At 40.0% G+C, this 12,132-nt stretch carries 8 protein-coding genes; all 8 read right to left on the minus strand.

Annotation, left to right across the window (positions count from 1 at the left end; translation table 11 throughout):
- Window positions 1-8 precede the first annotated feature (8 nt).
- Window positions 9-1,928: a 3D-(3,5/4)-trihydroxycyclohexane-1,2-dione acylhydrolase (decyclizing) gene (gene iolD, locus KW850_RS03220; protein ID WP_218346130.1), complete on the minus strand. Its 1,920-nt coding sequence runs from the start codon at window positions 1,926-1,928 to the stop codon at window positions 9-11.
- Between the two features lie 105 nt (window positions 1,929-2,033).
- Window positions 2,034-3,497, minus strand: a complete 1,464-nt coding sequence (locus KW850_RS03225; protein WP_218346131.1) for a CoA-acylating methylmalonate-semialdehyde dehydrogenase — start codon at window positions 3,495-3,497, stop codon at window positions 2,034-2,036.
- Window positions 3,498-3,540: 43 nt separating this feature from the next.
- Entirely contained in the window at window positions 3,541-4,542 is a 1,002-nt protein-coding gene (gene iolC, locus KW850_RS03230) for a 5-dehydro-2-deoxygluconokinase (protein ID WP_218346132.1), read from the minus strand.
- A gap of 33 nt (window positions 4,543-4,575) precedes the next feature.
- The gene (iolG, locus tag KW850_RS03235) at window positions 4,576-5,598 is read right to left on the minus strand and encodes an inositol 2-dehydrogenase (RefSeq protein WP_218346133.1); all 1,023 of its coding nucleotides are present in this window, start codon (window positions 5,596-5,598) and stop codon (window positions 4,576-4,578) included.
- A gap of 177 nt (window positions 5,599-5,775) precedes the next feature.
- The gene (locus tag KW850_RS03240) at window positions 5,776-6,789 is read right to left on the minus strand and encodes a LacI family DNA-binding transcriptional regulator (RefSeq protein WP_218346134.1); all 1,014 of its coding nucleotides are present in this window, start codon (window positions 6,787-6,789) and stop codon (window positions 5,776-5,778) included.
- A gap of 241 nt (window positions 6,790-7,030) precedes the next feature.
- Window positions 7,031-7,912, minus strand: coding sequence for a helix-turn-helix domain-containing protein (locus KW850_RS03245; protein ID WP_218346135.1), 882 nt, complete (start codon window positions 7,910-7,912; stop codon window positions 7,031-7,033).
- Window positions 7,913-8,442: 530 nt separating this feature from the next.
- Window positions 8,443-11,157 (minus strand): sugar-binding protein, encoded by a 2,715-nt coding sequence (locus KW850_RS03250; RefSeq protein WP_218346136.1) that lies wholly within the window; start codon window positions 11,155-11,157, stop codon window positions 8,443-8,445.
- A gap of 217 nt (window positions 11,158-11,374) precedes the next feature.
- Complete coding sequence (locus KW850_RS03255) at window positions 11,375-12,115, minus strand: glucosamine-6-phosphate deaminase (RefSeq protein ID WP_218346137.1); 741 nt, start codon at window positions 12,113-12,115, stop codon at window positions 11,375-11,377.
- Between the last annotated feature and the right edge of the window lie 17 nt (window positions 12,116-12,132).

The raw sequence follows: 12,132 nt of genomic DNA on the forward strand, positions 1-12,132 counted from the left end.
TCCCCCTCTTAATATGCACGTGCTTTTTTTAGATTTGTTTGGTTTCTTTCATAGGCGGCTTGGATGCCTTCTTTTTTAGAAACTTCCGCTACACCTATATTCCACCAAGCGTTATAGCCATTTGTCATCGTTTTAGGAAGTACTTTGATGTCAATCAGCGTACTGACCGCTTGTTTTTTCGAATCATTCACAGCTGCTTCAAGTTCTTCCATTGTTCTAACAGAATACGTTTTTACTCCGTAGCCTTCTGCTACCTTGGCATAATCAATTGCCATGACCGGGCCGTCCAATTTTCCTGTTACTTGATTCCTTTTGCGGAATTCTGTACCAAAGCTGCCCATGCCATTTCCCATTTGCAAATTGTTAATACAGCCGAATCCAGAGTTATCAAACAGGATGACATTAATTTTTTTACCTTCTTGAAGGCTAGTAACCAGTTCAGTATGCAGCATTAGATAACTACCATCCCCAGTCATCGCATACACTTCCTTGTCTGGTTCCGCTAGCTTCGCACCTAAAGCGCCGGCAATCTCATAACCCATGCAAGAATAGCCGTATTCCATATGATAGGTGTTACGTGTTTTCGATACCCACATCCGCTGCAGGTCGCCAGGCAAACTTCCTGCTGCCCCAACAATCACGGCATTGTCATCAAGCATCTCATTCAACTTGCCAATCACACGTGTCTGGGTTAGTTCGGAATGAAGAACTTCTTTATATTCAGACAGCTTTTCATCCAAATGACCTGTGATTTCCGGGATGAAGTTTTCTCCATATGTAATGCCATAAAGACGATTTAATTCTTCCCCCCAGACACGCTTCGCTTCGACGATTTCATTTTCATATCCGGAAACGTAGTCTCCAAGTGCAGAGCCAATCATTTCGAGCCCAGCCTTTGCATCACCGACCACCTTCACCGCATCTAATTTCGCTGCGTGGAATTCTGAAATATTAATGGTTAGAATTTCAGCCTCACCAAACAATTGCTTAGAAGCTGTTGTAAAATCAGTAAAGCGAGTGCCTACCGCAATAATTAAATCCGCTTCTTGTGCAATGGAATTCGCTGCCGAATTACCTGTAACACCAAGTCCACCCAGGTTTAGGGGATGAGTGCTTTCGACACCGCTTTTTCCAGCCTGTGTTTCTCCAAAGGGAATATGGAATTTTTCCGCAAATTGTAAGAAACTATCAGCGGCTTCAGAATAGCGCACGCCTCCGCCTAATATTAGTAAAGGCTTCTTCTTCGTTTGAATGATTTTCACTGCATCACGGACACTTTCAGTCGACGGCTGACGGCGCTCGATTCGATGAACTCGCTTATCAAAGAATCGTTCTGGATAATCCCATGCTTCTCCCTGTACATCTTGTGGCAGCGCAATCGTTACCGCACCAGTATCAGCTGGATTGGTTAAAACACGCATCGCGTTCAAGAGTGCAGACATTAGCTGCTCTGGACGATTGACACGATCCCAATACTTACTCACTGCACGGAAGGCATCATTCGTGGAAATAGATAGATTATGAGTCTGTTCAATTTGCTGCAATACTGGATCAGGTTGTCGAGAGGCGAACACATCACCAGGAAGCAAAAGAACAGGAATATTGTTCGCTGTTGCCGTTGCTGCAGACGTCACCATATTGGCTGCTCCCGGTCCGACTGAAGAGGTACAGGCCATAATCTGTTTCCGGTGTTTCTGCTTGGCAAAAGCCATCGCTGCATTCGCCATTCCCTGTTCATTCCGGCCTTGATAGACTTCTAACTCACCTGGATTTTCTTCCAATGCCTGACCAAGTCCTAGCACATTTCCATGGCCAAAAATCGTAAAGATTCCCTTTACGAATCTTTCTTGCTTACCATCAAATTCTACATATTGTGCGTTCAAAAATTTCACTAGAGCCTGTGCTGTTGTTAATCGAATCGTACCCACTATTTAATCCCCTCTCATTCAGTAAGATATGGCTTTTTTTCAAAAAAGAAAAAGGGATGCAGCACGGACTGTCTCCATCCCACCACTTCCCTTTTATTTCTAGAATTACTTTACATAACGAGCAGTCAGCATTTTCTTTCTTGTATAAAATTCAACACCATCTGTTCCATTCGCATGTAGATCACCATAGAAAGAATCCTTATAGCCTGAGAACGGGAAGAACGCCATTGGAGCCGGAACACCCACATTAACACCAAGCATACCTGCATCGATGGTTTCACGGAATTGACGAACAGCTGATGCGCTGTCTGTATAGATGCAGGCGCCATTTGCGAATGGCGATGCATTTGCAAAATCAACTGCTTCTGTCAAATCTTGAACCCGGACAATGGAAAGTACTGGCGCAAAAACTTCATCCTGCCAGATTTTCATTTCTTGGGTCACATGATCGAAGATAGTTGGCCCAACAAAGTAGCCTTCTCCTTTTACTGCATCATCTTCACGACCGTCACGGACGAGCGTTGCCCCTTGCTCAACTCCTGATTCAATATAACCAAGCGTACGTTCTTTGTGAGATTCACGAATAACCGGTCCAAGGAAGACTCCTTCATCAAGTCCATTTCCGATTACAATCTCATCGGCAGCCTTCTTTAGTTTCGCAAGCAACTCATCAGCGATAGACTCCTCGACTGTCACAACAGCCGCAGCCATACAGCGCTCACCTGCTGAACCGAAAGCAGCACTAGTAATTTCTTTTGATGCTATATCAAGATTGGCATCTTTTAATACGATCGAGTGATTTTTTGCACCAGCAAGTGCCTGAACACGCTTTAGGTTAGCTGTACCCGTTTTGTATACATATTCTGCCACCGGCTGTGAACCGACGAACGAAATCGCTTTAACAAGCTTATGTTCAAGAAGCCCATTAACGACATCATGTGCACCATTTACGATATTCAATACACCTTTTGGAAGCCCTGCTTCTTCAAACAATTCTGCAAGACGGGCTGCAAGAATCGGTGTTCGCTCTGATGGCTTTAATACGAATGTATTTCCACAAGCAATCGCTAGCGGGAACATCCAGCAAGGAACCATCATTGGAAAGTTAAACGGCGTAATACCACCAACAACACCAATCGGATAACGGTACATGCCGGATTCGATATTGGTTGCAATATCAGGAAGCTGTTTACCCATCATTAATGTCGGTGCACCTGCAGCAAATTCCACACATTCAATACCGCGAAGGACTTCACCATAGGCTTCTGAATAGCTTTTTCCATTTTCTTTTGTAACGAGCTTTGCTAGTTCATCCCAGTTGTCCACGAGAAGCTGCTGGTATTTGAAAAGAATACGTGCACGTTTTGGAACGGAAACTTGAGACCATGTTTTAAATGCTTCATTTGCTGCCTGAACAGCATGATCAACTTCTTCTTTTGTAGAAAGTGGTACGATAGAAAGCTCTTCTCCCGTTGCGGGATTATAAACTACCTCTGTTTTTTCTGATGTTGACTCTACCCATTCGCCGCCAATATAGTTTTTTAAGGTTTTTACAGTAGTCACTGTCATCTGAGAATCATCCTTTCTATTTAAAAATCTATTAATCTCACTTTTAAGCAAGTTCATAAACTGCTGTTTCCATATGACCAAGAAGTTCTTCGTGTGTTGGCATCGCATCCGAGCAGCTATGACGGGAAATGACAATCGATGCTGAGGCGCTTCCCATTTTCATCGCTTCTGATACGTCTTGCCCATTCATGAGTCCGAAAATGAATGCTGATGCGTAGGAGTCCCCTGCACCAAAGGTTTTTAATACATTCGTCCGGTAAATACCGCTTCTGTGGGATGCTCCATCTTTTGTGTAAGCAATCGACCCTGCGCCTCCGTGTTTAATCACAACGAGCTCGGCGCGGTATGAAAACCAGCGAGAAGCTGTATACGGATCATCTGATTCCACAATATTTAACAGTTTTTCCATCATGTCAAACTCTTCTCGAGTCCCAATAATGACATCACATTTCTCAGCTGCCAAGTTGTAATAAACAGCTGTTTCTGCTTCATCCGCCCAAGTGTACGGACGGTAGTCAAGGTCAAAGAAGACCGTTACGTCATGTTTAACTGCATATTCTAGTGCAACAAATACAGCCTCACGAGACGGACTTTTTGCAAGCGCAGTTCCAGAGATTAATAGTGCCTTTGACTGTTTAATATACTCTTCATCCACTTCAGATGGGTGCAGCTTCAAATCCGCTACATTGTCTCGGTACATCAAAATACTGCAATCTACTGGGCTTTTGATTTCTGTAAAAGCAAGGCCCGTTACGGCTCCTGTGCAGTCAATCTTCACACCTGTTGTATCAATCGAATTCTTTTCTAAGTAATTTGTAATGAAACGGCCCATTTGGTCGTCCGATACTTTTCCGATAAAACCAGTCTTCTGGCCAAGCCTAGCTGAACCAATCGCGATATTTGCAGGTGAACCGCCAACATACTTCGTAAACGTTCGCGTTTCCTCCATCGGACGGTTCGTCTCATTGGCATTCAAGTCAATGCAGAGCCGGCCCACTGCAATAAGATCGAGGGGGCGGTCTTGATTAAATCTGAGCGGGTTCATATAACTTCCATCCTTCCGTTTAGTTTCCTAATACTAGACAGTTGCCGATTGACCAACCTGTTGCAACTGAACTGGCGCTCCAATTGCAAGTGACTTTTTAGCCGCATGGGCAATCCGCTCTGCCTGGAGGCCATCAAAAATGCTGCAGCTTACTGGTTGATTTTCAAGAACGGCAGTAACAAACTCGGTTACCTCATCGGTATAGGCTTGTGTGTAGCGTTCTAGGAAAAAGTATAGTGGTTTCTCTTTTAAAACACTTTCTGCAGTGGAAAGCTCCACATTGTTAGCGCGATTGTTATCCGCTTGTGCGGCACCCTTATCACCAAACACTTCTAAGCGCTGGTCATATCCATAGGCAGCACGCCGACTGTTTTCAATAACGCCAAGAGCGCCGTTTGCAAACTTTAACGTAATAATAGCAGTATCAATATCACCGGCTTCACCTATAGCTGGATTTACAAGTACCGCCCCGGTTGCAGAAACCTCCACAACCTCACTGCCCATAATATAACGGGCCATATCAAAATCATGTATCGTCATGTCCATGAATAATCCGCCTGACGACTTTATGTAATCAACACTTGGTGGCTCCGGGTCACGGGATGTAATGCGTAAAATATGGGGTTGGCCAACTTTATCATCTTGAACGAGCTCACGGATTTTACGGAAGTTGGGATCAAATCGGCGATTAAATCCAACTTGAAGCTTTACACCAGCTTTTTCTACAGCTGCAAGTGCTTCTTCCGTTTCTTCCACAGTAAAGCTGACTGGTTTTTCACAAAAAATATGTTTTCCTGCTGCTGCAGCTTCTTTAATAATGTTTGCATGTGTATTGGTAGGCGAACAAATAAATACAGCATTAATTTCCGGATCATTTAGGATGTCAAGGTAACTTGTTGTCAAAACTTCTATTTGCTTCTCTTTTGCCCATGATTCAAGATGTCCGATTGCAACATCTGAAACACTTTTTACTCTAAGGCGTGGAATGCCTCTCAAATTATCAACATGTATTTTCCCAATACGTCCAGCTCCGATTATTCCTACAGTCAATGTCATTACTGAATCCTCCCTTTTTTTACGATCAAATACAAATGGTTAAGCGCTCTCTCTAATAAAATATTGCTCTTTTTATACTTAATCTTACAGTTTTTTAAAAGAATATGGATCAATATAAGTAAAGCGCTTAACCAAAAGTGATAATGAAAAGCTTCCGATAGTTCGGTCGCTTATGGTTCATGAATTATATCTATTAATATCTCTTACGGACTCGCGTTCTACAAGCGTTGGGGTAAGCATAATACGGTGAGTAGGCATACCTGGCTTTTCAATCGATTCCATCAGCTGCTGAATGGCATAACTGGCCAAATCAGAAATAGGCTGTGCAATGGTCGTTAACCCAGGGTCTGCTATTTCGGCATGGATCGTGTTATCAAAGCCAATGATCGATATATCATGCGGAATCGATAATTTCGCCTTCCGTGCTTCATTTATAAAGACCACAGCAATTAAATCTGTTGTAGCAAACACCGCTGTTGGCAAGGTATCCAACTCCAATATTTGATGCGCCGCTTTTTTTGCTTCTTCAATTTTAGATTTTGCCTGGATAACCAAAGTGTTATCAATTTTAATTCCTCCATCAACGAGCGACTGCTTAAACCCCTCTAAACGTAATTGACCGCTTGCACGTTCTGTTTCTGTAATGACAGCTATATTCTGATGCCCTTTTTCCAATAAGTAACGGCCCGCAAGATACCCACCTTTTACATCATCGGTAGTAACAACGTTTGATTCTAATGCAAGATGGTCAAAAGAAAACATGACGAAAGGAATATTCCGATTGTGAAGGTTTTTGAATTTCTTCAGATCTTTAGGTTCCGTTGCAATGATTATGCCGTCAACTTGCTTTTTAATAAGGAGCTCCAAATAGTCATTCTCGCGTTCCCGTTGATAATCTGTACTGCACAAGATGAGCGCATAGCCAGTCTCCCGTGCATTGTTTTCTAGCGCCCGGGCTACTTCAGCAAAGAAAGGGTTGGCGATATCGGGAACGAGCACGCCAATGGTGAACGTTTTTTTTCCCGTTAAAGCTGCAGCTAAACTGCTCGGCTGATATTCGAGTTCTTCCATGATTTCAAGGACCTTGTTTTTCGTCTTCTCACTGATTCGGCCCGTATTATTTATTACTTTGGAAACTGTTGCAATGGACACATTCGCTTCCTTAGCTACATCATAAATGGTTGGTTTCATCTGTATACTCCTCTTCGTGCTTTGGATTCATATACCACGAAGTGCTTTTCTCAATTATATAATTATGGTCTTTATGTTAACAAATTTTCGTGATGGAGAACTTCCATTATTATAAAAGCATAATCAATTCATCTTCCTCACACGAAAGGAAAGCGCTTACCTTATTTCCGATTATATTTAAATTCGATTGATATTTCAATACTTTTTTAAATTCAATTTTAATAAATGATCCACCAAACTATTAATCTATTTTACTAACATACTTCCGATATTCTCCTGGGCTCATTCCAACTATTTTTTTAAATACCAAGTGAAAATGAGTAACATTGTTATAGCCAACTTGACTTGCAATATCAGTTATTTGTAAATATGAATTCGTTAACAAATTTTTTGCATGTCTGACTCTTTTTGATGTGATAAATTCGATTAGAGTAAATCCTGTAACACGCTTAAATTCTCTACTTAAATAAGATGGACTGACAAAAAGGTTTTCTGCTAAATCAGAAAGTTTAAGATCTTTATAAAAATTTTCGTTCACGTACTCTAAAGCTTTTGAAATGGTATTATTTAATTTAAAGGAGTATTTAGGATTTAAAGAAGGTAATTGTTTTTCCTTCTCATATTGTCTGTTTATTAGTACAAGAAGCCAATTCAATAAACTTACGATACTACACATCGAGTCGTCACGGTTTAACTCAAACTCTGTTTGAAGTTGTTTCCTAATCATATCAAAAATGATCTGATCATCTTGATTCATCTTCATTTGGTGTGAAAAACCAGGTGGACGTTCCTTAAAGATTGTAAGCGGATCATACTGATTATCTGTTTGTAGCATACGAACTATTTTAGGGTGGAACATGATAATTAAAGCCTCAAATGGTTCCCCGTCAATTAGTTGGCTTTTATGTAATTCATTGTTGCCGATAATAAACATATCACCTTCTTGAAACGTATAAAATTTATCCTCTATAAAGTAATGTCCTTTCCCCTTCAAGGTATAAAAAATTTCTAAGGAATCATGCCACTCAAAAGGCATTTTCCAATCACCTTCATTATGGTCCACAAATATTTGAAAAAGGAATGGATCTACAAATGTTTGCAAGGCTTTGGGATAGTTTGGCATAATTACACTCCTTACTTCACACTAATAGAATCTAATACAAAGCTTTCAGATGGTGCCCCGTAAAATCCACCAATTGCTATTACGGATTGCCCCCCACAATAAATAAAAATTTCAATTTTTCCAAACGCTATGCTTTATCAATGATCCTATTAACTGTAGATTCTTCCCGTCTGTATCATAGAGTACTAGTCTAGAAATGTGGAATTTATCACCCTACTGAATTAAAGCGCTTACAATTAACGGTAATCTAGCACTAGAACCACCTAAAATGGTTAGCTTCATTTCAACAACTCTATATTTTCTCTATTTTAATTTTATATGTAATAAAATTCTAATTAAATTTAACTATTTATTCAGATTTTTTGAACTAATTAATAAATACTTCGATTTTAGATCATCGGTTTATGTCTAAGTTTCACGCTGATTTTCTTAGAAATTTAAAATTGTTTCATATAAAATAACAAGTAAAATTTTATGATATAAAAAAATACCCCTGGCTATTAATAATTGGCCAAGGGAATTCATAATCATTATTTTCCTATCGGATAGGATATACTTTCTGTTTTACCGTCTTCTGTTTCATAAGAAATAAGCACATAGGCAGTTTCAGGTAATTTGTCAGACGGATATTGCAATACGGCTTCAGATTGTTGATTAAATTTAAAATCTATTGTTTTCTTGTCTAAGATTCGGTTATTTGACCATAGAAACACGTTTGCTATGCCAGGATTTTGCGCTTTTAGTTTTACTTTCACCGTGCTTTGATCCACTTTTGGCTGACCCAAAATCATTATGCTATCTTGCTCAGCAGCCCTTCCGCTGGCTAGTGGAACTCCGTTTAAAGAAGACTGCAATATTGATTGTGGCGATAAAACACTTTTCGTAACATCTATTGGGAAAAACGGTTCTGTTGGTTGCAATATCTTTCCATCCGGTTGGTAGTCTTCTAGCTTTCCATGTCCCCAACGATACGGATCACCTTGTACACCACCCCAAGTTGACCAACCTAGGCGCGTTTGTCCTGTTTTGTCCTTTGTATCTGAATCATAGACGAAAATATTAAAGGCAAACTTTTCAGGATCAACTGCGGCAGGCAATACAGAGAAAGGAATCCTTACTTCCATCGAATACCCATTATAATTATCTTCGTTAATTTTTGATGCGATTTCCATTCCTGGCGCAGTCAATTCGATTGGCCCCTGATGGTTATCAGCATCACGATAAGCCGCAGGCTTATGTTCTGTCGTTGTTGGGAAAATACCGACCTTAAAGGTGGAAGATGTATTTTCTGAATTTCCTTGTGGGTCGATTGCAATTTCTACGGAATCCGTTCTCCAATGACGTTTTGCATCCGCCTTATCTAAGACTGTACCTAACAGATCATCTTGAACGTTCACGTAGAAATATAAGGAATCCTTGTCCCAGCTTACTTTGGCATGACCTGAGGCGTCCATAGAAGAAGTTGGTACCGTCCCTTCCCATACTCGGCTTAAGTCTATATCTTGATCAAGATACTCACCTTCGTGCGCCTCACCATCAATAGCAGGTTGAGTTGTTGCTTGATGAATATCAGTAATAGGAACTAAATTAATGGCTGCAGTTTGAACCACAGATTTTTCCATTGTTTTGGTCGTTATCGTAAAGTCGTAATCACCATTTGTCCCTCCCTCATTAGAAGTTTTTAATGAAGGATTTGTATTCGTAACCGAAAACTGGATTGCCTTTGTTTCATTTGGTTTCATAGAATCAATCGATACTGAAGGCTGAAGTGTTTGGAAGCCTTCCGGCAGCTGAATAGATACTTCTCCACTTTGAACATTGCTGCTATTATTCGTTACATTAACTTGAATATTCCGCGTTTCACCTAATCCAATTGAAAATACAGGTTTAATCAAATTCTGTAAATGCTGTACTCGATTTTTTCCCGTCCATTCTTGGAACTCCTTAACGTGTGGCAATGGCTGAAGTGTGGCTTGTACAGCTGATACACCTTCAATTACCCTGCTTGAAAAACCTTGTTTTTCCCCAACAGCTAATTTAGCGTTAAGTCGATATCTTTTTGTTTCCATAGTTTGCGAGGCTTTTACTTTAAAACTAAACTCCTTCGTTTCACCTTTATTAAGCTGCTTAATAGACACTTGATCATTCTTCTCGGCTTCCAATCCAACAGGTAACTCGAGAGTTAGAGTTGCATCTTTTAAATTCATTTCACTATTGTTGGTTACTTCAACATTAACTTCAAATGTATCACCAGGCACAATTTTGTAATTTGAAGTTGTAACAGATAATTCTGTTCCAAGAGGAAGACCTTGTTTATTAGAAAGAAGTGCACCTTCAAGTAATGAAGTCGATTGTTGATTATCCTTTGTTATCGGGACACGGCTGTCAAACTCTGTAAAACGATCACAGCTCAATTGATTTGGATCACTTGGGACATCTTCAAATGTCTTCCAGCCTTGTGACTCATAAATTCTTTGAGCATCCCGTTCTAGTTGTCCCCAAGTCTTGTTTTGCTTTGTTGATTTTCTTCCACTCCAAATGCTATATACTTTATCAGTTGGTTCAGCTGGAACAAAAGTAGTTTCACATTTTTCCCCTAAGTTGGTTCCTACACCGTTTGCACCACGATAAACAATTTTCTTTGCTTTCCAAGGACTTAATCTTTCTTTTGAAATTTGCTCTGGAAACTTAGTAGGATCTGCAGCAGCGTAAAATGCCTCTACTGCCATTCTGGCCGCATATTGATGGTTACCATGATTTCCTGGTGTTGGAGACGGATTCATTGTAAAGATAATTTCAGGTTTTGTCATTCGAATTGTACGAACAACCTTTTCAAGTGTTGAATCATGGCCCCACACTTTTTCTGTTAATGGTGCACTAACATTGTAGTAAAAATCAACTTTATCTAGATTAAATACATGATTGATTCCAGCAATGGATATAGCATTTCTTTCCTCTTTTTCTCTTAAAATACCTAAATCAGAGCCTTCTTCAGGTCCTACTGCATTTCCTCCTCCTTCTCCACGTGTAATTGTCAAAACACCCATATGATAGTTATATTGTTCGATCCACTGTCCGTATGTAGACAAACCTCCAGCTTCATCATCAGGATGAGCTCCGATGAACAACATATCTAAATCGACCGGTTTTTCTTCAGTTTTTGCCAAACTAGAACCTAATGGAAAAAGACTGCACATCATCGTTAAAGTTAATGTTCTAGCAATTGTTGAAAACTTTTTCTTCATACTTTTTTCTCCCTTCAATTTTTACTTTAAAAAACTTTCACATCCTTAATTAACCTACATTATAGTTATAATAAAAAAACTGTAATAGTTCTTTAGATATTTTTACTAAAAATTCAGATATATTATTTTAGAAAAAAATGAGTAAAAAGTACTAAATTATTACCTTTCAAATAATGAACAAGAAAAAAAGCCAGGATATGAATCCGGGCTGAAATCGTTATGAAACAGGACTTGCTTCCTGATCGACAAACACATAGCAGTTTTCATGCAGGTTTAGAATCGAAACCGGGTATTTTTCATCGGCTTCCCCTTTTAAAAATGCAGAAATCGCCTCTTTTTTCACTTCGCCATTTGCGATGACGATTGTGGTCTTTGCTTCGAGCATTTGCTTTAAACCAATTGTAATGCCCTTTTCCAGCTTAGCTCCTCGACTGAAATATTTTTGTCCCACTCTCTTCGTTGTTTCATCTAGGTTTATGACGTGGGAATTAAGATCCCTGCTCACATAAGGTTCGTTTAAGGCAAGATGGCCATTGACACCCACCCCTAAAAGCAGAATGTCAATCCCATCATGCTTTTGTATGAAGCTATCCGTTTTCTCACATTCTTTTTGAAGGTCATCACTATCGGCTTTAAAAAAATGAATTCGGTCACGGGAAATGGCCAGAGGTGTGAAAAAGTGTTCATTTATATAACGATAGCAGCTACCCTCATCTTCCCAGGAAAGTCCTACGAATTCATCCAACCCAACAAAATGGCACTGCGAAAAATCAATTTCTTTGTTCCTCGCGGCTTCGACCAAATACTTCAGTGTCCCTTTAGGTGTGCCTCCTGCCGCTAAACAGACGAGGGAAGCAGGATTGGTATTCACTTGTTCGATAATTTTTTCGGCAGCCTGTCGGGACATTTCATCATAATCATTTAATACTTGATAGTGAATATGGCTAATTTCATTCAAATAAATTTCTCCTCCCG

This window comes from Bacillus sp. sid0103 (assembly GCF_019219025.1).

Bases quoted from the DNA above. Each gene is read 5' to 3' on its own strand.
- KW850_RS03245 (WP_218346135.1), bottom strand. From the start codon at position 7,912: ATGCCAAACTATCCCAAAGCCTTGCAAACATTTGTAGATCCATTCCTT.
- iolG (WP_218346133.1), bottom strand. From the start codon at position 5,598: ATGACATTGACTGTAGGAATAATCGGAGCTGGACGTATTGGGAAAATA.
- KW850_RS03250 (WP_218346136.1), bottom strand. From the start codon at position 11,157: ATGAAGAAAAAGTTTTCAACAATTGCTAGAACATTAACTTTAACGATG.
- KW850_RS03240 (WP_218346134.1), bottom strand. From the start codon at position 6,789: ATGAAACCAACCATTTATGATGTAGCTAAGGAAGCGAATGTGTCCATT.
- iolC (WP_218346132.1), bottom strand. From the start codon at position 4,542: ATGAACCCGCTCAGATTTAATCAAGACCGCCCCCTCGATCTTATTGCA.
- KW850_RS03225 (WP_218346131.1), bottom strand. From the start codon at position 3,497: ATGACAGTGACTACTGTAAAAACCTTAAAAAACTATATTGGCGGCGAA.